The sequence below is a fragment of the Colwellia psychrerythraea 34H genome (assembly GCF_000012325.1).
GTDB lineage: Bacteria > Pseudomonadota > Gammaproteobacteria > Enterobacterales > Alteromonadaceae > Colwellia > Colwellia psychrerythraea_A.
Genome location: NC_003910.7, coordinates 4641430 through 4665104, shown reverse-complemented (window position 1 = coordinate 4665104; position 23675 = coordinate 4641430). Strand labels below are relative to the sequence as shown.

Here is a 23675-nt window from a genome sequence, read left to right as displayed (position 1 = left end):
AGGGAATCCTGTTCATGGCTTCCCTTCTATATTAAGCACCACAAAATAATGAACATAGTGATTACGCGTTTCACATCAAGTGATGAGCAATTTTTTCTAAAACTCTATTCAGAACATGCACAACAAAACCTGCCATTTCTCCCCCACGAACAACTGGATAAAATTGTTGAAATGCAGTATTTGGCTCAATTAAGCTATTACAACAACCAGTGGCCAGACGCTATAACTTATCTGGTTCAAGCAGAGCATCTTGAAATCGGTAAAATCATATTAAGCAAGTATCAATCAGGTTTGCACATCATTGATGTCGTCATTGGTGAAAAGTACAGGAATAAAGGCTTTGGTCGAAAATTATTGACGTTAGTTGAACAAAGGGCATTAGATATAGGATGTACTAAACTAACACTTTCTGTTGCAACGAATAATAGAGCAAAGAAGCTGTATGATTACCTAGGCTATAAAGTAACTTCTCAAAATGAAACTCACACTGCCATGCAAAAGCAATTAGTGAAGAGTTAACGTATGTGGTCAACTCAACTAATTTTGGTAAGACCGCTTGTTTTTATATTACAAAACAAGCGGTTTTCTAAAACCTTTCAAAAGAATAACGCTAAACTCAAATCTTTCCCTTCAAGCCTACAAGTTCGATAAATAGTCAATGGCTAGTGACGCCATCGCCGTATACATTGTTAACTCCCTATTTCGATTCAGACTCATTGCAGTTGCAGTTTATTGTTTATGGTATGGACTAATCGAAGATAACGGCATTTTTTGCTGACTAAATACTTTGCCATCTACGTCTTTTAAGTTCAGCGTTATTTGCGGGTCGACTTGCTGCCAATCAATGAGTAACTCACCGTAATTTACTTTGTTAATAAAGTTTCCTATGCGATGTTTGTTAGGGCTTACTTCCTTCCACTCCTCCGTTAAGCCTGAACTTGTTACTTCCCATAATGGATAATCTAGCTTGTCTGATACCTTAGACATTTCTCCCCAATGGGTATCACCACTAATGATTATGATGCCATTAACCTGGTGCTTTTTAATTAAAGCAAAAAGGCGTTCTCTGTCATGAGGAAAATTGGCCCAAGACTCCCAACCAGTAAATTCAGGTAATAGCTGTAAACTAGAGGCAATCACTTTAATTTTTGATGGTTTTTGTAATTCTTTTTCTAACCATTGCCATTGAGTTTCACCAATCATTGAGGCGTTTTTTAGTGAGCTAGGACTATAAGGTCCCATATTCTTCGGCTTACGTTTTGTTTGGTAATTTAGTCTATCGACACTGCTCAATTTATCTCTGTTCCAGCGTAAATCAGGTAAAATAACATGCACTTTATTGTGTTCTTCTCCATACATATAAGCAGTGTAAATACCATTTTTTTGAGTATATCTGGCTGAATTCTGTGGTTCTTGCCAGAAGTCTAACATTAACTTTCTTGATTGTTCTTTTTGAGGATATTCAGCACCTGCATCATTTTCACCAAAGTCATGGTCATCCCAAATGGCGATGGTTGGTGTGGCTGAGCGCAGTGCTTGTATGTCTGGATTATTACCTAGACGTTGATATTTGTCGGCCATGTCTTGCATGTTTTTTGTATCACCATAAATATTATCACCCAGAAAAATGAATAAATCTGCAGCCTCATTATTAATAGACTTTAAAATAGGCATAGCTTTGTCTTGATGTGAACAGGAGCCAAAAAGAATTTTTTGTGGTGAGTTCTTTAACTTATCTGACCTATCTAAGTGAAGTAACTGATTTAATTGCGTAGCTTGTGCGGTTATGAATAGGCTAAAGCTGGTCATACATAGTAGAACAAATGATGATGATTTCATTAAAAAACCTCCTTAATAACAGAGCCTGCATTTGGATTGAATACCTTGGGGTCCTCACCTAACAAGGTCAATGCGGTAGCAGCAATTTGTTTTTGCTTAACTTCTTGTGTGGTTTTTATTTCACCACGTGCAATCACACCAGGGCCCATGGCAGCAAACCAAATATTTTCTGAGCCCACTATGCCATTTGGAAACGCTTCGAGGTTTTTCATATAACCTTGTACCGCTAGTTTTGAAGCATGGTGTTGCCAATCATCGGCATTACTACCTCGGCCATGATCAGTGGTGATCATTAATACGGTATTATCTTGATAGCCTGGCGTTGTTTGTAGGGTGTGCCATAAGTCAGCGATAAACTTATCCGTTTGATGAGCAGAGTTTAAGTAACTGTCGTAATGGCCGTCGTGTGCAAAGTCATCTGTTTCACCTAAAGCGATTATCATGACTTTAGGTTTAACCGTTAATAAATAATCTTTAGCGTAACGATAAGTGAAACTATCTAAGCGAACATTGTGCCAAGGGCTGGGAATTTCTGTTTGTAAATTATTGAGTAACTTGGCCTGCTCTGACAAAGCATAACCTTCGGCTGAATCAAATCCTGCATTAATATAAAGCTGGCTACGATCTTTATTTAAAATATACGGAAATACATCCCAACTGCCAAATGCTGCAAGTTTGTGTTGGTATTCATTTTTAGTATTAAGCCATTCTAAAAAAGAAATTTGTGGGTTTAATTTTTTTTTATTGCTATTGATGGAGTGATCAACCACACCAGTAAAAATCTCACTGTAACCTGGGTAGGAGAAGTGCCATTGGTTAGCAATCGACATGTTTGAACCTATCTTACGATTGCCAATGACCATACCTTCTTTTACCACAGTATTCCAAAAAAATGGCATTAATAATTGGCGACGATTTTCTTCATTGTCATGCCAAAATTTCTCCTGGAGGTGATGACCTTTTCGAACAAATTTTTTATTATTGAGTAAAGCAGCATCTGCGCCAGAAAATAACTCCTGCCAACGAAGACCATCAATGGTGACTAACACTAAATTCTTCCCAGTTGCTGAATTATCAATGGCAGAAGTATCGGTTGCTGCATTAACGTTAATACTAAAGCAGGTTAGCAGTAGCATGATTAAATAGAGATTTTTTAACATATGTAGACCCGTTATCAATTAGTTTAAATGAAAGAAGCCAAGTAATAACTACTTGGCTTTGTTTTCAATGTTGTCTATTAAGCTTTAAAAGCTGGCAGTAAAGGTCATTGAGGCCGTTCGAGGTGCACCAATAAAGAAGGTAGTGCCATTGCCTGTTCCCGTTGATAAATAACTTTCATCGGTAATGTTGGTAACAACGAAAGCTATATCAATTGAGCTAATTGCTTGACCGTCAAAAGGAACAAAGTAACCGGCATTGAAATCAAATGTAGTGTAAGAAGGCGCATCACCACGTTCTCCAGTATATTTACCCGATGCACCAAGGCGGAAATCACCTTTAGTGTAATCACTTGATAAGACAAACATATCATCCACGGAATCGATGACTTTATCACCGGCGGTAAAACCTGGGGCATCACCGACATAACGTGAATCATTATTGGTATAAGATGAATATAAACTCCACTGATCATTTAAGCGGTAGTTTACACTGAGTTCAAAACCATCGGACTCAATACCACCAACATTGAGGTAAGAGCCATTAGTACCAATGGTGTAATCAATACCATCAGAATCACTTCCAGGGGCTATGAAGGTAATTCTATTCTCAAAATCAATGGTGTAGTAAGTGGCCGAAAAGCTAATATCTTCAGTGTTGTAGCGCAGGCCTAAATCAATATTCTCAGCTGTTTCTGGTTCGATGTTTTCAAGAGTCGAAGCTTCCCTTTCTAACACACCATCTTTAATGGCTGAAAAGTTCTCACTGTAACCGGCAAATAATTCTATATTACTGTTTATTTGGTAAATGGCTCCAGTACTAAAGAGTACATCTGAGTCACTATTAACTTTGCCCGTTTGTTGGTTGGTAAAGCCATCCGTTTTTTCAATATCTACTAAGTATTTTTGGGCGCCGATATTCAATGAGAGATCGCCAAAATCTAGTGTGTCCTGTAGATAGAACTTTAAAGTGTCGGTTTGAAATTCATTACTATATTGTGTCCAATAAGGTGTTGCATCAAAGTGATGATAAACACGTGCATCAATCACTTTATGCCAATCTCTCGATTCATTACGCTCATTTGATTCTGCCCATAAACCAAATTTAATATCGTTCATGGCAATAGACCATTGTGCGTTTGCAGTTAAACCTACACGATCTTTTTCATAATGAGTATGACGATATGACATGACTGGCACAGCGCTATCACTATAACAGGCAGGGTGTAAACCTGGGCCAGAATCCCATGGCCAAGTAAAACTTTGCTCACAACCCGCAGCAGGGGCTAATGGCGTACCATTTTGATCGGTAAAGCCATAAGTAGAGCCTATTGAACCACCTTGATTGACGGGATTACCTTCATCATCAACCGCAGACACTAAATAAGGAGGGATCCAATCACCTCGACCTTTATTTTTATGAAAGTAGGGGGTAATTTGAAAAGAGAAGTTGTCTGACAGTTGATAATCAAATTTCACATAACCTAAAGTATTTTCACGTAAGGTCGACCAACCCTCGGCAAACATTTGATCAAGATGGGGAGTACCGGTCCAGTTCCATGTTAACTGATCCCAGTCAGGTGTTTGATTGAACTGCTCTAAACTAACCGAATTGTAATTATCTTCATCGGCATCGTCATAAGATAAACGGCCGGTAATACTTAAGTTACCTAGCTCAGTAATGAACTTAACCTCAGCGTGCTCTCTTTGCATACCTCCGTTTGAACCTTCGCCAACCCAGCGGCTAGTGGAAGTGGATGAATAGCTCGCGTAAGCGTAGGTATTATCAAAAATGCGTCCGGTGTCATGACGAATGAAATAACGAGATGCATCATGATCGCCATCGGTATAGGCCAATGTTGTTGTTTCTTCAAAAGCAGGATCTGCACTGACAAAATTGAAAGTACCTCCCAATGCTTCTAATGAGGCAGATGAAATGTCAGAAGTTCCTTGTGATACTTCAATGGTACGCATATTTTCACTGTCTAAATAACGATTTGCTTTTGCGCCACCGCCATAGTTAGAACCACCATTTGGGATACCGTCAATTGTCATTCCAAGTTGCTGCTGATTACCATCAATAGTAAAGCCGCGCATCGTAATCGATGTTGACCAATCATCACCACCAAAAGCATCGCCTTCATTGATGCTAATACCGGGTAGGTTGTCCATAATCGCGAGTATGCTACTCGCAGGTGATTGCTGTTTTATCATTGATGACTCAATCACATGATTGGCATGAGATAATTTTTTAGCCACAACAGTGACTTCTTCCATAGTGCTTTCGCTTTCTTGTTTGTCAGCTGCTGAAACAGGTAACGACAATGCTGAAGCAATGGCTATAGCGATAAGATTTTTTGAACATTGAATAGTCATATATCCCCTAGATAAATGTTTATTGTTTTAATTGCGGGGAAGTATGCTCACTGTTTATGACGGATTATCGACTAAATAATGACTTAATCATGACCGTTTAACGAATGAATTGTGACAGCTTACCTAAATGACTTATCTGATGAGGCGTGTATTTTGGGAGGGAATAGGATTATTCGATGAATGATGAAATTAAACTATCAAAATATTAGTGAGCTTTATTGTCTACCGGCCATGCCATCCTAATTCTTGCGCCATGTTCAGTATTTTCTAAGGTGAATTCACCACCATGGTTACGAGTGATTTCAGCGCACAGTGATAAGCCAATACCTGAGCCATGACTCTTAGTAGTGTAAAAAGGTGTCAAAGCATTATCAAGGTTAGCAAAACCAGGGCCATTATCTCTAATATCAATTACTTGCTTGGTCTGTTGGTAACCTTGTGAGTTTTCTTGTCGGTAGTATAAGCTAACGTCAATTTCACAGTGTTCTTCATCACAAGCTTCTTGAGCATTCTTGAAAATATTAATTAATATTTGTGCCATTTGTTGCTCATCAGCAAAACATTGATTACTGCCTTGATAGTTTATTGTACAAGGCTCGGTAATCATGGACTTAGCTTCTTCAAGTAAATCATTAAATTCAAACCAACTCGATTGCGGAGCAGGTAATTGACTCAACTGACTGTACTGTTCAATAAAACTAAGTAAACGATTACTTCGCTGTCTGATCCGACTTAAGACTAAGCGTACTTGATCTTCGTTAAAGCTGTCATTGCATAACAGCGTGTCAGCCATCGATGCCATGGGTGTTAAAGAATTACGAAGCTCATGAGCTAATACCCGAATAAGATTTTGCTGAGTAATACTTTGTTGTTGATGTAGTGGTTGAGAGATATCTAAAGCAGAAAAAATATGACATTTTTTTTGTTGAAAGAGGTAACTGATACTCTGACATTGCCATTGCTGATTGAACTGGCTGTGGGTTAAATTACCATTTTCAATAACAAAACCTAAGTCTTCAGCAGTTGTGCCAATAAGCATAGGTTGTTGGATTTTTTCTTTCATAGCGATATTGCGGTAGCTTAATTGATTATTCTCATCAAATAAACACACAGGTATAGGCCAGGAATCAAGTATATGGCTCAGGACATTTTCCAGTGTTTGGTTTTGTTGCAACTTATGTGCGTTACCTAAGGCTAGGGCTGATATTTCTTGCTGTAACTCAGCTAATAAATTGTCTTGATGTTGCACTTTGAAGCGTAAATTTGTTTCACCCTCCCGAACAACTTGTGTATAGGTAGTAAGTTGCATGATGGCTTGTTTCCAAAAATTATAACTACGCCAAGCAAGCCAAATGAGCGGGTAAGATAAAAAAAACACTAACGTGACTGTCGCCAATTTACTCCAGGCAAGGGTATAAGTGAGTGCAATGGTCAAGGCCAATATAACAATTAATGTAGTTGCTAAGCCAAAGATCAGCCACTGTTCATGACTGAATTTCAAGCTTAACTGTTTATTAGATTTATTGGTATTATTCGACATGATGAATGGCAAACTTTTCTAAACGTCGATAAAGTGCATTACGAGATATATCGAGTAATTTTGCTGCTTCTATCACTTGCCCACCGGTGACTGTCATCGCTTTTTCAATCAACTGTTTCTCTGCTTGTTCAAGTGGTTGTAACAGTACCGTATCATTAGTGCTATCGGCGTTCTCTAGTAATAATTGCTGTGCTGTTATTTCTCCGCCGCTGGTGAGTAAAACTGCACGTTCAATCACATGACTAAATTCACGTATGTTGCCCGGCCAATTGTGTTGTTTTAATTTACTGAGCGCACATGGACTGATGTTTAATGCTTGTTTCCGGTACTTCTCACTGAATTTAGTGATAAAGCAATTAGCCAAGCCTGGAATATCTTCGAGTCGTTCACGCAAGGGTGGAATAGTAATCACAATTGTATTTAAACGGTATAATAAATCTTGGCGAAACGCCTGTTCACTTATCAGTTGATTGAGGTTGGCATTGGTTGCACTAATTAAACGCACATCAGCAACTTGTGTTTGGCTCGAACCTAAAATCTCATAGTGACCCGTTTCTAACACTCGTAATAATTTAGGCTGAAGTGTTAGGGGTAAAGATCCTATCTCATCAAAAAATAAAGTCCCTTTATCAGCGAGTTGAAATCGGCCAACACGATTTTGTTTAGCGTCAGTAAAGGCGCCTTTTTGATGACCAAAGAGTTCACTTTCAAATAAATTATCAGGAATTGCCGCCATATTAACCGCGATAAGTGGAGCTTGCTGGCGTGATGATAACTGATGAATTCGCTCAGCAAGCAATGATTTACCTGTGCCATTTTCACCTAAAATTAAGATGTTGGCATCTGTTGGAGCTATTTGCGCGACTAGCGTTTCAATAGCCTGCATACTTTCTGATAGACAAACCCAAGCCTTTTTATTATCGCCGGCAAGTAATTGTCGATAACCTTGGTTTTGTTCTTTTGCCCGAGAAAAGCTTAATTGCTGTTTAATACTGTTTAGTAGCTTAAGCTTGTTCCATGGTTTTTCTATAAAATCATTGGCGCCCTTTTGTAAGCCTTCTACCGCTAATTCAATTGAACCCCACGCTGTCATTAAAATCACTGGGATATTTAATGGCTGTAACTGTTCTAAAATGGCTAAACCTTCTTGACCGCTAGTGGTATCTCTAGAAAAGTTCATATCCAACAATACTAAATCTGGCTGTTGTCGGTTACTTTCTATGATAATTTCTTTAGCGTTAGCCGCTTCAATAATCTGATAGCCCTGTGCACTAAGTAATAAGTTTAATGCTAAGCGAATGTCTTCATCATCATCAGCAATTAAAATGGTGGCGTTTGTCATTGGGTTTTCCATAAAATTAAGCGGTTTTTAGCTAATACAAAGGTAAATAATAACAATGAAAAATAAAAGTGAAAGAAACGAGGTAAGTCGTTTACTTCACTTTTACAGTAGATATTAACCCTTAGGAATAACTGCAGTTGATATTAGTATGCCAATTACTTTAGTAACTTGGCTAGTATTAAAAATCATACTAATAAATTTACTCTTCTCGCAAGGCCTGCATTGGGTCACTGCTTATCACTCGCCATGCGGGCATAATTACCGACAAGATAACAATAATCACTAACGCGGCATCTAATGAGGCCATTGCAAACCAGTTAAAGTCAGGTAACATTTCTAAGCTTTGTGAGACTTGTTGATAACCAAAAACAGAAATAATAAAACCTAAACCTAATCCAACCACTAACATAGACAAAGCATCTTTTAAAATAAAGTTGACCAATTTAGCTTGTTTGGCGCCCGTTGCCATACGCACAGCAAGTTCATATTTTCGATGGTTTGTGGTCATTTGTGTTAGACCAGCTACACCAATAGCAGCAAGAAATAACGTTAAACCCGTCATGGCAAGCACTATCCATAAACTAAGACGTTGATTTAATGTTTGTCTCTGCCCAATATCTATTAATGATTGTACGGTTAAGTTCGTTAAACGTGGGAATTGACGTTTAATTTCGCTTTCTAACATCGCTGGTGTAATGGTTTTTCCTGCGGGTAACATCACAGTAAATTGTAAGGTAGAACCTGGGTTTACTCGATGAGAATATACCGAAGGTAAACCTAAGGTCTCTGCAATACCGGTTTGGCTTAAAGTATTAGCTACCACCCCGGTAACAATTGATGGTGGTGTTGAACCATCGGGACTCATTTGAATAGTTTTACCGATAACCTCTTGGTAGCTTAAGTTTGAAAATAAGGATTTTGCCATATTTTCATCGATAACAATTCTATCTTCATCGTTATCAATTTGGGCTTGGCTGACATTCGCTCCAGCTAACATAGGGATATTAAAGGTTGAAAAATACTTTGCCCCTAAGGTCTTTATTTGGTGAATAACGCGCTCTCCTGATTCTTCATCACGAAAGGCATTTACACGTAAAGAATCAGACAAAGGGCCATAGTTAGGGATAATAACTCGGCTATTGCTTACCTGTTGTTCTATCAAGTTTGACACACCATCAAGTAATTGTTTAGCTTCGCTTTTGCCATAGGAGTCAAAGGTATTTAATTGAGTAATATATTCTTCATCGCTAACCGTCATGCCAATTTCATAACTATTGCCTATGTCATAACCGGTATCTTGGTATACTGCTTGATAGCTTTGCATCGCTATCATTACTGAAGCGGTTAGTAATATCGAGGCAATTGAAAGTTGTAAAACCATTAATACTCGGCTCAGCCATTGATTACTTTGTGCCTGTATTCCTTTACCACTACTATTTAAGTTATTGCCTAGTGCATGTTTATCAATATCAACCAATGCGAGGGAACTAAATAGTACGCTTAGCGCTAATATAATGGCTACTGAGGCAAGTATGGTGGTGCTATCTATAGCAATGGCATCTATCATAGGTAAACTATCACCCGCGATTAGCGGTAAGCTTTTTATCGCCCAACCAGTCACTAATAAACCCGTTACGGCCGCTAAAACAAAACTCGGTAGGTTCTCAAGTAATACCAATAATCTCACTTTTGTTAAGCTTGCACCTAAGCTTATTTGAATTGCGAATTCTTTAGTTCTTCCTTGATAATGCGCGATGAATAAATTTAGTAGGTTTAGCGTAGCCATTAATAACAGCCCTATAACGGCGGTAAATAATGCGATGAGTAGACTTTCAGTTTCACCTAACATGTTGCTACGATAATTACTGCCTTTAGCTTCTTTTTTTGTACTATTCATGAAGTCCAAAAACATTTGCACTTGCTCGCCATCGACATTTCGAGTGACATAATCTTCTAACCAAGCATCTACTTGGGCTAGTGATGGTAGTTTTGCTTGGCCATTAGCCGATTTAAGAATCAGGGTATCAATATCGTTGCTAATATTACCAACTGAGTCAGTTTGCGTCTTAACTTTGGCTAAATTGGCGATAAACCAGACTTGCTGTGGTAAAACTGCACGGGTACTCTTTATCGCCATTACGTCTTCAATAACACCAGCAATGATATAATTTTTATTGGTAATTGTTACTTGTTTACCAATGACAGATTTAACGCTGGCAAAAGCATTCTCCCAAAGGCTTTGAGAAATCCAAACATACTTTTCTGTTGACTCAATAGTGACATCATCGCCTAGTAACAGCTGACTACCTAACACTGAAAGAATGTTACTTGACGCATCATAACGCGTCGTTGCAAACGTAGTGTTATTTACCACCACATCTTGCTCTGAAGGTGCAACACCAGCCCATTCACCTAAATCAGTAAATTGCTCACTAAAGTCGACTAAACGATTCATGTTCCAATAGGAAACACTTAAGGTATCTGACATTTTAAAACGATAATCAAAGGTTTGCAACGAATCCTCATTTTCTATGCCTTGCAGCGGTTGATACAACAAGGTCGATGAAATTGAAATAACACTTAATACTGCGCCTAATGTTAAGCCAAGTGTTAAAATTAGTGGCACGCTTAGGCGGGGCAGTGAAAAGACCCGTGTTATTCCTTGATATAAGGACTTTTTGAATAAACTCATGCAACCCCCTGTAATGACTTTTCATTGTTTTCAACGTGTGGACTTAGTCCTGCATTAATCTCTGAAACAATCTGACCATCGAGCAGTTGAATTTGGCGACTAGCACAACGTGAATAGCGACTGTCATGGGTTACCATGACTATGGTGGATCCATCTTTATTAAGTTGTTCTAATAGTGACATCACTTGGTCACCATTCTTACTGTCTAAGTTACCCGTTGGCTCATCAACTAAAATCAGGTCAGGTTTACCAACAAGGGCACGTGCAATAGCAATACGTTGTTGTTGACCGCCAGATAATTGGTTTGGACGATAATGTTGGCGATGTAACATATCAACTTGCGTCAATACTTTCTCAACGCGGGTTTTTATCTCACTTTTAGAACAACCTCTGTGTTCAAGTGGCAAGGCGACATTTTCAAATACAGTCAAGTTATCTATTAAGTTAAATGATTGAAAAACATAACCAATATGCTCATTGCGAATTTGCGTGCGTTGGTCCACTTTTAAGCCTGCAGTCGAAATATTGGCGAGTTGATATGTCCCCTCTGTAGCTGAGTCCATTAAACCCATAATAGAAAGCAATGTCGATTTACCGCAACCAGAAGGACCGGTAATTGCAACAAACTCCCCTTGATTTATTTCTAAACTAACGCCTTGTAAAGCATGGGTTTCTATTTGCTGACCATCGTAACGTTTGTGGATGTTTGACATGGTAACTATATTTTTCATGAAGTTTTCCTTAATTTGTTTAACTGTTGCAATGTATTTACTGCTTATTTTTATACATTCATCTTAAGATGAATTGTTTTATTGTATGGCGACTATTTGCGTAATCGCCTTTATTCGTTTTTATTCAATAATTAAAAGTTGCGGATATTTAGTGTATTTTTGCGTATCGCTACTCACTAATTGCTCACCAGGTTTCAATCCTGAAGTGATCACTAATTTATTTTTTGATAACTCGCCAAAGGTGACATCTCTCTGCACTAATGAGTCGTTAGTGTCGCGAACAAAAAGGCTTTGTTTACTGCGTGGGCGAAACCCTGGTACTTGTTCTATGTAGCTGATTTCTTGTTGATGCCTGACAAATACTTGTGCTGATATTGATAACGCAGGACGTGCATTAGAAGTTAAGTCTTCATCAATGACAGCCTCAGCAAGCACTGACCCATTGTTAACAACACTTTCGATGCGGGTGATGTGACCTTTGATAATGCCCTTTTGGGTATCGATTAAGACTAGAGCATTGATATCTATTTGGTCTGCTTGGTTTTGTGGTAAGCGTAAACGAGCAATCAATACTTCATCACTACCTACTTTAGCTAGTGATTGACCTAATTGAACGCTCTGACCTAGTTCAACTTCTAAGGTTTGTAGTGAACCATTAATACCTGCTTTCACCTTCATATCATCAAGCTGTTGTTCAAGTAAGTTAACTTGTGCATGCTGCTGCTTTATAGTGATATCACGCTGTGTGAGTTGGTGGCTTTGCATTTCAATAAATTGCTTATATTTCTTCTTTTCGAAACCAAGCCTTTTATTTTCCTGTTTCACGGCCAATTTAGCGCGTTGTAATTCTATTTTGGAAGAAACACCTAAGTCCATCAGATTCATGTTCACCGAGAGCTCAAGCTCAGCTTTTTCAATCTCGGCTTCTATGTCAGCAATGCGACCTTGATAGTTTAAACGTTCACTTTGTTGTTCATATTTGAATGCTTCTCTTTGGGCTAACTGTTGAGCAAGTTGGCCATTAGCAGCATTTACTTCTTGTACTAATTTAGGGTTTGATAAATGCAAAATTATAGTGTCAGGTGTTACTTTAGTGCCAGGACGAACTAAAATTTCAGAGACCTTACCTAATGCAGGCGCCGTTAATAAACGTTCTTTTGCTGAAGCAAATTCACCATAGGCATTAGCATAAATATCTAAATCACCTTGAACTACTGTTTGAAAGCTTAAATCTTTTAATTGGACAGATTTTGTTGCCTTCCCACTGACGCTATAACCGGCGTAACTTAGCACTAGGGTAAAGCTGGCGATAGCGACCCATTTTTTCCAAGGTTGTTTTTTAGTTAATGCAATCTTCATAAATATTCACTGTTATTTTTACTTGATGTTATAAGTAATGAAATAACCATGCCATAATTTAAAGTTCAATATAATCAGTTGCTTGCTGTTTTTGTGTTTTTTTTCAGAACTAAGACTGTTCGCTTTTAAAGGGAAGATGTTCGAAAGTAAACTCTATTTTAAATAAAGAGAAATAGGCAACCATTTCCGATAACAATCTTTCTCGCTTTATTCTGATCATTAGTTTTTTTTGTAATGCGGTGTAATGTTAACCATTTAATATCTGAAGTAGGTTAGTAGAATAACTTTAATGATATTGAGCAAACAAGCTGAAGTTTGGATGCAACGCGGTTATGATATGCGGCATAACAAAGTGCTATTAAAATTGTGCTTTGGCTAAATACTTTATTGGTTATAAGAGAAAGAATATAGAAGATGACCGAAACGCTACCGATAACAATTAACGTAAATAAAGACTTACTCGATAAGTTTACCAATATAAAATCAGTGATCAACAAACTAGAGGCGCAGTTTAATTTTCAAACCTTAACTGCCAATTGGTATGGTGATGAAGAGGAAATTTTAACGATTCAATTATCCTTAGTAACACCGACAAGTTTCGAACAATTTAAAAAAGGGTTAGATAGCTTATCGACCCGTAGCGTTAACATCAGTCATTTCTCTGATGATGTTATTTGTTGTTTTAACGAAGACGAACAGCAATTGCTTTGCACTATTGCGATAACGGCTTCAGAATCGGATTTATTGGTATTGCAGCCAACGTTATTAGCGGGTTATATTCAGGCTAAATTGCGTAAAGTACTTAATTTAATTGCACAGCAGCAATCTTTGACTAGTATCTAATTGATGGGCTTTTTTTAAAATATGGCTATTAACACGGCACGTTTAGATCGCTTGATTAGTGATTCACGCCAAATCAATCGTAAAAAAGTAAGGTTGATTTTAGCGCAAAAAAGGGTTTATGTTGATGGTGTGTTAGCGACTGATATTGCTCAATTAGTTGACCAGTTTTCACATGTCGTTATGGATAATGAAGTACTACAGGCTAATCAAACACACTATATTATGCTGAATAAACCAATTGGTGTGGTTTGTGCGACCAAGGATAAAAAACATAAGACTGTGATTGATTTACTTGCTGAACAATTTGATCAAGATGTTTTGGATAGTTTACATATCGTCGGGCGACTCGATCTAAATACGTCAGGCCTGGTGTTATTAACCAATGACAGTCGTTGGTCTGAGCGGCTAACGTCACCGGAACATAAAGTCTCTAAAGGTTATCAAGTGACACTAGAAAATGCGTTAACGACAGACTATATAGATGCTTTTGCAAAAGGGATGTATTTTCCTTATGAGAACATAACGACAAAACCAGCAATTTTGCATATTGTTTCTCTCTTTGAAGCACAAGTTAGCTTAACTGAGGGGCGTTATCATCAAATAAAGCGTATGTTTGGCCGTTTTCGTAACCCTGTTATTGCATTGCACCGTTACTCAATAGGAAGCTTACGCTTAGATGAATCACTCAAGGACGGAGAAAGTAGAGTTTTAAATGTATCAGAGGTGACTAGCATAAGTAGCTGATGTAAGTGGTGAAAAATAAAACAATAAAAGTGAATATTTATACTAATTAATTGATATTGTTAATAACTATATAGGCTCTCGCAATTTGGTCTTGCTTGGGTATAATAGTTTGCAGTAACAAGTTGTTTCTTAATGTAATGGAATAGTTAAATGAATAAAATAGTTTTATTAGTGGTACCTTTTATCACTTTGTTAGCAAGTTGTTCAAGTGTTGATAATGTTTGCGAAGATGTCACTTTAGCCTCTGAACAAATTCAAGCGTGCCAAGCTTTACATAAACGCATTATTAATACTAAAGGGGATGTAATTATTCGTACCGAATTAGAACGTCGCTATCAGCAAGATTGTATTGATATTCGTTATTATCGAGATGAAAAACAAGCAGCTATTTGTGGTAATAAACATAAAGTTAAAGAAATTAGTAAGTCGGCTAAAGCTGACGCTCAGCAATAAGTAAGCAATTCTTAATAATTATTTATTAAGTGCTTGAACGATGAGCGAGCAAATAACTAAATGGTATGGTAATTTTGAAACCAGAAAGTCAACAAAAAAACACGACTCAAGCAGCAGAGCTGCTAATACGTGCCAAAGAGGCGAGCATTGCTGATCTCTCTGGAAATGTGGATTTTCTAGAGAAAAAAAATGCTGATTTGCAAGCTCGTTATACCGCACTCTTTAAATTAAACCAGCTATCTCAAGAATGTAATGATCTTGATAGCTTTTATCCGCAAGTACATACCACTATCGCGTCGTTAATGACCGCGAAAAACTTCTTCATCGTGCTCTATGACCAAACGTTTGAAACCTTAGAGTTCGTTTATTATCTTGATGAGAAAGATGAAAAACCGTCAGGCATCATAGATTACCAAGATTATGATGGTTCATTTACTAATTTAGTTATTGAATCAAAACAACCACTTCTCTTAACCCCTGAATTAGAAAAACAGTTATTTGATAATTATAAAATCAAACAGTTTGGTGTCCGCGGCACTGACTGGCTGGGTGTGCCTTTACTCCAAAATGGTTTAGTGATTGGTACCATAACTATACAAAGTTATGATGAAAAAATTCGATATAATGAAAGTGACTTAAATTTACTTACCTTTGCCGCCCAGCATATTGTTGGTGCTATGGTACGTTTACAAGATCAGCAACGCTTGAAAAATGCGGTTAATGCACGTACCAAAGAATTGATGGCTCAAATTCGTGAGCGAGAAAAATCTGAGTTACTACAAGAATCGTTATATCGAATATCGGAATTAACCACGGATATTGAACTCGATATAGATACTTTTTATAGTAAAGTTCACAATATTATCGGACAGCTGATCAATGCTAAGAACTTCTTTATTGCTAAATATGAAAAAGATTCAGACACGTTAAGCTTTTCTTATTATGTGGATGAAAAAACATCTAATTTAGCTAAAGACTTTAAACCAAGAAAACTCTCAAATCGATATTCCGAACTAGTGCTTCGCCGAAGAGAGACAGTATTACTTACTTATCAAGAAATGATGAGTCTACATCTTGAAGGTGAAACTAAAAAACCACAGGATGATATCCATTCTTGGTTAGGCGTACCATTAATCTATTCAGGTCAGTTACTTGGGGTCATGGTTTTACAGAGTTATTATTATAAAACCACCTACAACCAACAAGATGCCGAATTACTTAACTTTGTCTCGAACCATGTCTCAGCAGCCATTAAACGTCGAGAACTCGCTGATTTTGAAAGGCGCAGTCATGAGTTATTAGAGCAACAAGTTAAACTACGCACACTTGCCCTTGAAGATGAAATTACCCATCGTAAACAAGCTGAAAAATTATTAAAACACACCGCCGCCCATGATAGTTTGACCGGGTTACCCAACAGAATGGTATTCCTTGATTTACTTAATCATGCGATAGCTTGTGCAAAACGAAAAGATGACTTTTCTTTTGCTGTGCTGTTTTTAGACTTAGATCGTTTCAAAGTAGTTAACGATAGTTTAGGACATCATGCGGGTGATGTATTATTGAAAATAATAGCGCGAGAATTATTGGCTATTGTTCGTAAAGTAGATACCGTTGCTCGCTTAGGTGGCGATGAGTTTGTCATTTTAATTGAAGACTTGAAAAGTAACAATGAAGCCTTTGAAGTAGCGCAGCGCATCACGGCTTTTCTTCAACAACCTTTTACTATCGATAATCAATTAGTATACACAGGCACTAGTATTGGCATATCGTTTAGCAATATACGATATACTGATGCTGATACTATGCTCAGAGATGCTGATACTGCTATGTACCATGCTAAAGACAATGGTAGAGGGCGCTATGAAGTCTTTGACGACAGTATGCATCAGAAAGTACAGAATGCTTTAAGCCTTGAAGCGGATATTCGAGAAGCGATTACTTGGCAAGAGTTCATCCCTTATTTCCAACCAATTATTAAACTGGATAACCAAAAACTTAAAGGTTTTGAAGCGCTAGCTCGCTGGCAAAGTACTAAGCGTGGTTTTGTTTACCCTAATGATTTCATTCCGCTGGCTGAAGAAACTGATTTAATTAAAGAAATTGATATTCAGATTATTGAAAAATCTTGTCAGCAGTTGAAGTGTTGGCATGATGAATTAGGCTGTGATGATCTTTATGTCAGTTGTAATTTATTTTCCAAGCAATTTTTTAGTACTAGCTTACCGCAAGATATTGAAAAAGTATTAAAAAGAACAGGTTTAGCTCCCCATCATCTTCGCGTTGAATTAACTGAACGTGCTTTGTTGGAAAATGCTGAGATAGTTTTGACTAATATGCAAGCCTTGAAAAATATGGGGGTAAAAATATTACTCGATGATTTTGGCACCGGTTATTCAAGCTTGGGCTATTTGCATCGTTTTCCGATTGATGTGCTGAAAATAGATCGCTCCTTTATTAGTAATGTTGATGAGCATAATAATAACCGAGCCATAATTAGAACCATTGTTGATTTGGCTAATAATCTACAAATGTCTACCGTGGGAGAAGGCATTGAAAGTTTAGCTGATGCCGAGTTACTACAACAGATGGACTGTGTGTACGGACAAGGTTACTACTTTGCCAAACCTATGTCGTCTCAAGATACAAAGGATTATATTATTCAAAAATTATATTATTCATCAAGTGAGTAAATAATAACCCACGAACACTCCCTACAAATTATAAAAAACGATTTGCAGCACTTTATACTGTTGAATTCGTACTCCCCCATATAAAAGTGTTTTAAATCCTGAAAATAACCAGCACATCCTGTGGTTGTTACCCTAAAATTCGCTCATAAATTTAATGTCGTCACCAACTAATAATATATGTATTAGTGGAAAAAAAGACTATAACTAAAGCAGGATTTCTACCTGTCACACTTTGAGGAATGGTTATGCTATTTACTGGTTCATTGATTACTGATTGTCCAATAAGACAAAAAATTCGTGAGTTTTATCGAATTGACGAAAATGTTGCCGTTGATCATATTTTACCTGCTGCAGAAGTAAATGTTAGCGCAAGAAGCCGTGCGTGGGAACGCGCACGTAAAATGGTTTTAAAAATTCGTCAAGACCAAGAAGGTAATGGTGCAATTGATTCGCTACTCAATGAATACTCACTTTCTTCAGAGGAAGGCGTGGTATTAATGTGTTTGGCCGAAGCGTTATTACGTGTACCAGATAAACATACTCAAGATGAGCTTATTCGCGATAAAATTTCTCAAGGTCAGTGGAGTTCCCATTTAGGTGCCAGTGACTCATTATTTGTTAATGCTTCATCATGGGGTTTATTGCTTACAGGCTCTATGGTTAATTACGCTGATAAGCGTAAAAAAGAACAATTTGGTTTACTAAAGAAAACTGTTGGTCGTTTAGGTGAGCCTGTTATTCGTAAATCAATGAACTATGCCATGAAAGTAATGGGTAAACAGTTTGTTATGGGCGAAACCATTAAAGCTGCTACCGAACGTGCAGCGACGAAAGAACAGCAAGGTTATGTTTATTCATACGATATGCTTGGTGAAGGTGCCCGTACTATGGCTGATGCCAATATGTACCTAAAAGCCTATCAAGATGCTATTAATGCTATTGGTGAAGTTGCTGTTGCTTCAGGTAAGAACGATCCGCGTAAAGTACCTGGCATTTCAATTAAACTTTCTGCTATTCATCCTCGTTATGAGTTTTCTCATAAAGAACGGGTAATGACTGAAATAGTGCCTAAGTTAAAGGCATTATGTTTACAAGCTAAGCAATACAATATTGGTTTAACGGTTGATGCGGAAGAATCAGAGCGTTTAGATATCTCATTGGATATCATTGAAGCGGTATTTTCTGATAGTGAGCTTGGTGATTGGCAAGGCTTTGGTATAGCACTGCAAGCTTACCAAAAACGTGCTATTCATGTTGTTGATTGGTTGCGTGACTTAACGTTGCGTACTGAACGAAAAATGATGGTGCGTCTTGTTAAAGGTGCTTATTGGGATACTGAAATTAAGAATGCTCAAAAAGATGGCTTGAATCATTTTCCTGTGTTTACCCGTAAGTCATCTACCGATGTTTCTTACCATGCTTGTGCCAATAAATTATTAGAATATCGCGATACTATCTATCCACAATTTGCCACGCATAATGCTTATACTGCAGCAACCATAGTTGAATTAGCTGGCGATGATAAAGCTGGTTTTGAGTTCCAATGTTTACATGGCATGGGGGACTCTTTGTACGACCAAATTGTTAAAGAAGAAAGTATTCAATGTCGAATCTATGCGCCAGTAGGTCATCATGAAGACTTACTGGCTTATTTGGTACGTCGTTTATTAGAAAATGGTGCTAACTCATCGTTTGTTAATGCTATTGTTGATGAAGATCAACCAGTTGAATCATTATTGGAAGATCCAGTAGAAAAAACTCAACGCCTTAAAGCTAAATACAATAACCAAATAATTATGCCTATTGACCTCTATCGAGGTGAAGGTGAGAAAGGCCGAGATAATTCAAAAGGTCTAGATCTAACGGATATTAATGAAATCATTCCGCTAAAAGCCGCTTTAGATAATTGGTTTGTTGACCATTTATTGAATAAAAATGAAGTGCCTGATGGCGCCAATGCCGTAATGAACCCGGCGAACCGTAGTGAAATTATCGGCTTCCATCAACATGCAAGCCATGGTGATATGTTACTGATGATTGATAAGGCCGAAACAGCCTTTAGCACTTGGTCAAAAACGCCTGCAGTAGATCGCGCCGCCTTGCTTTGTCGCATTGGTGATATTTTAGAGCGCCATATTGATGAGCTCATTGCAATGTGTATCAAAGAAGCGGGTAAGGTCGCGCAAGATGGCATTGATGAAGTGCGCGAAGCTGTTGATTTTTGTCGTTACTACGCCGCTCGCGCTATTGAGTTAAGCAGTGATGAAAGATTAGAAGCACGTGGTGTAGTGTTATGTATCAGTCCGTGGAACTTTCCTTTGGCTATTTTCTTAGGCCAAGTTGCTGCTGCAATTGCCACGGGTAATACTGTTTTAGCAAAACCCGCGGAACAAACAGGTTTAATTGCGCTTCGTGCTATTGAATTGATGAAGTCAGTTGGTTTGCCTGAAAACGTAGTACAGGCTGTTATTGCGCGCGGTAGTGCCGTAGGTAACACTATTATTCCAGATAGCCGTATTCAAACAGTCATGTTTACTGGCTCTACAGAAACTGGCACACGTATTTCACAAACGTTATCAGACCGTGGTGGTGATCAAGTACCGCTAATTGCTGAAACGGGTGGTCAAAATTGCATGATTGTTGACTCAACGGCATTACCTGAACAAGTTGTTGATGATGTTATCTCATCAGGTTTCCAGAGTGCAGGTCAACGTTGTTCAGCGTTACGCGTACTCTTTTTACAGGAAGATATTGCAGATAATGTTATTACCATGCTTCAAGGTGCATTGGCGGAGTTACATATTGGCAATCCTGCAAAATTAAGTACTGATATTGGCCCAGTTATTGACCAAAAAGCCCTAGATGCGCTAAATGCTCACGCCGAATATATGAAATCACATGGCAAGTTACTTTACCAATGTGAGTTCTCTGAAGATGTTGTAGATGAAGATGGTCACTTTTTCTTTGCACCACGCTTGTATGAAATTGATGATATTAGCGTGTTAAAGCAAGAAGTCTTTGGTCCTTGTGTTCATATTGTTCGCTTTAAAGGTAATGAAATAGAAAGTGTTGTGGATAAAATCAATGGCACTGGTTTTGGCTTAACTATGGGTATTCATACGCGTATTGAGCATAGAGCTATTAATTTAGCCAAATTATCACGTGCGGGTAATATTTATATAAACCGTAACATGATTGGCGCGATTGTTGGTGTACAACCATTTGGTGGTCGAGGCCTTTCTGGTACAGGCCCTAAAGCGGGTGGCCCAAATTATTTAACGCGTTTAGTTAAAGAAAAAGCTACACCAGATGAGCGGGATTTTAACTTTTCAGCAAATAAAACGATTACCTTATCAGGTGATGCTGCTGAGAATCATCAAGCAAATCATTTGATGGATAAAGCGAATTGGGCGGAGAAAGAGTGGCGTTCAACAGAACTAAATACCCGAATTTCTTGTGTTCGCCAATTATTGGCTAAAATAGCGCACGTTGAAATTGTCGATGATCTAGCTGAAGATTTAAACCATACCCTAGTCTTGGCGCGTTCACAGCTTATTGATATTGAAAAGCGTTTGAAAAAACCACAACAATTACCAGGGCCAACAGGTGAATCAAATATTATTTATTTGGAAAACCGAGGCAATATTATTTGTTATGCGGATGAAAATGTTAGTTTTCACTTTTGGGTGCAATCTATTGTTACCTCGCTTGCTACAGGCAATACCGTTATTGCTGTTGTTTCTGATCTGTTTTATCAAGAAGCATTGGAATTTAGAGACAAATTTGTTGCCACAGGCGCTGGTAAAGATGTTTTTCAGGTAGCTAAACAATGTCATTTAGAAGCTATGCTGGCACACCCCGCTTTGTCTGGTGTTGTGGTCGATAGTGGTTGTGAAATCAAGCATTATATTAGTGAAAAATTAGCATTACGTCATGGGGCTATTTTACCGGTAATAACCTCTGAATATTTTGATACTATGATTCAACGTTTGGTTACAGAAAAAACGATTAGTATTGATACTACGGCTTCAGGGGGAAATACCTCACTGATGACCCTGGTTGAAGAAGACTAAATTGTTTGAATACCTTGTAGTTATTAAGTACTGATTAAATAGCTATAAGTTTGAATGAAATAAAACGCGAATGAATACCTTCAGGTAACGTTCGCGTTTTTTTTACTGTTTTTATTGAGATTACTGTGGCAATATCCATTATCTTCCCTACTAAGTAGTGTGAACATGAGTAATAACAAAACAAAACCCTTAGATCGTATTGATCTTATGATCCTTTCTACTTTGCAGTCAGATGGTAGAATTTCAAATGTGGATCTAGCCAAAAAAGTAAACCTAAGTGCTAGCCCCTGTTTAGATCGAGTTAAACGCTTAGAAACTGAAGGGTATATTGAACGTTATGGTGCCTTTTTAAATGCCAGAAAATTAAACTTTGGTATGAGTGCTTTTGTTCAAGTCACCTTAAGCAGAACAACTTCAGATTCATTCAAACTCTTCAATAAAGAAGTTGTGACTATTAAAGAAGTTGTTGAGTGTCATTTAGTGGCAGGTGGATATGATTACTTGCTGAAAATACGATTTGCCGATATTGAAAGCTATAGACTGGTGTTAGAAAATATTGGCAGACTGACTAATGTTGCACAAACAAGTACTTACATAGTAACTGAACATATAAAGCAAGATGGTGGTATACCGTTCAATTAAACCTGTAGGGCTTTACTAATATTTATAAAGTTTACATTAATGAGGTTTGCTTTAAGCGCCTTGTTTAAGGGATCAACTTCTAAGGATGACTATGAACGCACATGATTATGCATTACAAGCTAACGGTTCGTTTGCTTTACCTGATGCTTGTTTTAAAGTAAAAGCATTGATGGCTGATGAAAGTTCTGAAATTTCAAATTTTGCTGATGTTATTGGTATCGACCCCTCTATGACTTCTCGTTTGCTACAAATAGCTAACAGTGCCATTTATAGCTTCCCAGGTGAAATCAGTACTATTTCACGTGCCATTACCATCATCGGCACGCAAGCCATTTATAATATGATGCTAGTTGATGTTGCCGCCACCGCTTTTAAGCACTTTGAAAACCAGGCAATTGATTTAAAGCGTTTTTGGCGTATGAGTGTTTATTGTGGGCTGGTATCGAAAAATCTAGCCATTTCTGCCGGAATCCGTGATATTGAACGCCTATTCGTAGCGGGACTATTGCAAAATTTTGGTGAGTTATTAGTGGCTAAAATAAACCCTGAAGTTGCTCAACAATGTGAAAAATATGATAAAAACCAGCTGCCATGGCAATTGCAAGAACAGATGTTGGGCTATACTTATACTGAAATCTCTGCTGATTTATTAAAAATATGGCAAATTCCTGAAAAAATAATTTTACCAATTAGGCACTTCAATGCCGCATCATCTATTGAAATTAATAAAGATGTAAAAATCTTGAATTTAGCGTCTAGGCTGGCTCTTATTGATAGTCACAGTGATGAGTTCTCTTATGCTGATGTCATTGATGAGTCTTTATGCAGACCTTTAGGTTTATCAGTGGATGATTTAATACAAGCTGCTGATTTTGCTGAAAAAGAAGCGACGAGTATTTTATCTATTATGAACCCTAAACTTTTCTCTAAGTAATTTAAGTTGGCTTAACTAATATTAATAAAATTGAATACATCTGTATTTTTTAATAACTCAAAGTAGCGAATGGTTGTTGGATGACCGCTCAATGCTTCATTTATAAGCGAGTAGTGTTTGCTTCTGTTTACAGGGTAGTATTCGCGGTTTAAGTTAATTGGGAGTGATATTTTGACGCTATCTGTCCAGAGTACACTCAAGGTAACTTTACACATTTACACATTGTTATTTGCTTGGTAATAGCAAAGCTCAGCTAA

General features: G+C 37.7%; 16 protein-coding genes. 8 read left to right on the top strand and 8 right to left on the bottom strand.

Annotation, left to right across the window (positions count from 1 at the left end; translation table 11 throughout):
* Positions 1–48: 48 nt before the first annotated feature.
* Positions 49–519 carry a GNAT family N-acetyltransferase gene (locus tag CPS_RS19820; protein ID WP_041737146.1) on the top strand — a complete coding sequence of 157 codons (471 nt, stop codon included), beginning with the start codon at positions 49–51 and terminating at the stop codon, positions 517–519.
* 210 nt (positions 520–729) lie between these two features.
* Here the strand turns inward: CPS_RS19820 and CPS_RS19815 are convergent, their stop codons facing one another.
* The 8 genes from CPS_RS19815 to CPS_RS19780 form a co-directional block, all read right to left on the bottom strand.
* On the bottom strand, positions 730–1839 hold the full coding sequence (locus CPS_RS19815) for an alkaline phosphatase D family protein (RefSeq protein ID WP_011045152.1): 1110 nt from the start codon (positions 1837–1839) through the stop codon (positions 730–732).
* Complete coding sequence (locus tag CPS_RS19810) at positions 1839–2999, bottom strand: sulfatase-like hydrolase/transferase (RefSeq protein WP_011045151.1); 1161 nt, start codon at positions 2997–2999, stop codon at positions 1839–1841. The genes CPS_RS19815 and CPS_RS19810 overlap by 1 nt, the downstream gene beginning before the upstream one ends.
* An 84-nt stretch (positions 3000–3083) precedes the next feature.
* Complete coding sequence (locus tag CPS_RS19805) at positions 3084–5372, bottom strand: TonB-dependent receptor domain-containing protein (RefSeq protein WP_011045150.1); 2289 nt, start codon at positions 5370–5372, stop codon at positions 3084–3086.
* 205 nt (positions 5373–5577) lie between these two features.
* The gene (locus tag CPS_RS19800) at positions 5578–6912 is read right to left on the bottom strand and encodes a sensor histidine kinase (RefSeq protein WP_049757941.1); all 1335 of its coding nucleotides are present in this window, start codon (positions 6910–6912) and stop codon (positions 5578–5580) included.
* Positions 6902–8254 carry a sigma-54-dependent transcriptional regulator gene (locus CPS_RS19795; RefSeq protein ID WP_011045148.1) on the bottom strand — a complete coding sequence of 451 codons (1353 nt, stop codon included), beginning with the start codon at positions 8252–8254 and terminating at the stop codon, positions 6902–6904. Before CPS_RS19795 ends, CPS_RS19800 begins: the two co-directional genes overlap by 11 nt.
* Before the next feature lie 199 nt (positions 8255–8453).
* Positions 8454–10946, bottom strand: coding sequence for an ABC transporter permease (locus CPS_RS19790; RefSeq protein WP_011045147.1), 2493 nt, complete (start codon positions 10944–10946; stop codon positions 8454–8456).
* A complete protein-coding gene (locus CPS_RS19785; protein WP_011045146.1) occupies positions 10943–11677 on the bottom strand; it encodes an ABC transporter ATP-binding protein in 735 nt (244 codons plus the stop codon). Before CPS_RS19785 ends, CPS_RS19790 begins: the two co-directional genes overlap by 4 nt.
* Before the next feature lie 120 nt (positions 11678–11797).
* The gene (locus CPS_RS19780; protein ID WP_011045145.1) at positions 11798–13036 is read right to left on the bottom strand and encodes an efflux RND transporter periplasmic adaptor subunit; all 1239 of its coding nucleotides are present in this window, start codon (positions 13034–13036) and stop codon (positions 11798–11800) included.
* A 414-nt stretch (positions 13037–13450) separates the two neighbouring features.
* On the opposite strand from CPS_RS19780, the gene CPS_RS19775 reads away from it, so the two are divergent.
* The 7 genes from CPS_RS19775 to CPS_RS19745 all read left to right on the top strand — a co-directional run bounded on the left by CPS_RS19775 (position 13451) and on the right by CPS_RS19745 (position 23418).
* Positions 13451–13879, top strand: coding sequence for a hypothetical protein (locus CPS_RS19775; RefSeq protein WP_011045144.1), 429 nt, complete (start codon positions 13451–13453; stop codon positions 13877–13879).
* Between the two features lie 21 nt (positions 13880–13900).
* On the top strand, positions 13901–14623 hold the full coding sequence (locus tag CPS_RS19770) for a pseudouridine synthase (protein WP_011045143.1): 723 nt from the start codon (positions 13901–13903) through the stop codon (positions 14621–14623).
* A 150-nt stretch (positions 14624–14773) separates the two neighbouring features.
* Positions 14774–15076: a hypothetical protein gene (locus CPS_RS19765; protein WP_011045142.1), complete on the top strand. Its 303-nt coding sequence runs from the start codon at positions 14774–14776 to the stop codon at positions 15074–15076.
* Positions 15077–15150: 74 nt separating this feature from the next.
* Positions 15151–17769 carry a sensor domain-containing phosphodiesterase gene (locus CPS_RS19760; protein ID WP_138140323.1) on the top strand — a complete coding sequence of 873 codons (2619 nt, stop codon included), beginning with the start codon at positions 15151–15153 and terminating at the stop codon, positions 17767–17769.
* Between the two features lie 245 nt (positions 17770–18014).
* A complete protein-coding gene (putA, locus tag CPS_RS19755; protein ID WP_011045140.1) occupies positions 18015–21842 on the top strand; it encodes a bifunctional proline dehydrogenase/L-glutamate gamma-semialdehyde dehydrogenase PutA in 3828 nt (1275 codons plus the stop codon).
* A gap of 165 nt (positions 21843–22007) precedes the next feature.
* Positions 22008–22484 carry a winged helix-turn-helix transcriptional regulator gene (locus CPS_RS19750; RefSeq protein WP_011045138.1) on the top strand — a complete coding sequence of 159 codons (477 nt, stop codon included), beginning with the start codon at positions 22008–22010 and terminating at the stop codon, positions 22482–22484.
* A gap of 91 nt (positions 22485–22575) precedes the next feature.
* Positions 22576–23418, top strand: coding sequence for an HDOD domain-containing protein (locus tag CPS_RS19745; protein ID WP_011045137.1), 843 nt, complete (start codon positions 22576–22578; stop codon positions 23416–23418).
* Positions 23419–23675 lie beyond the last annotated feature (257 nt).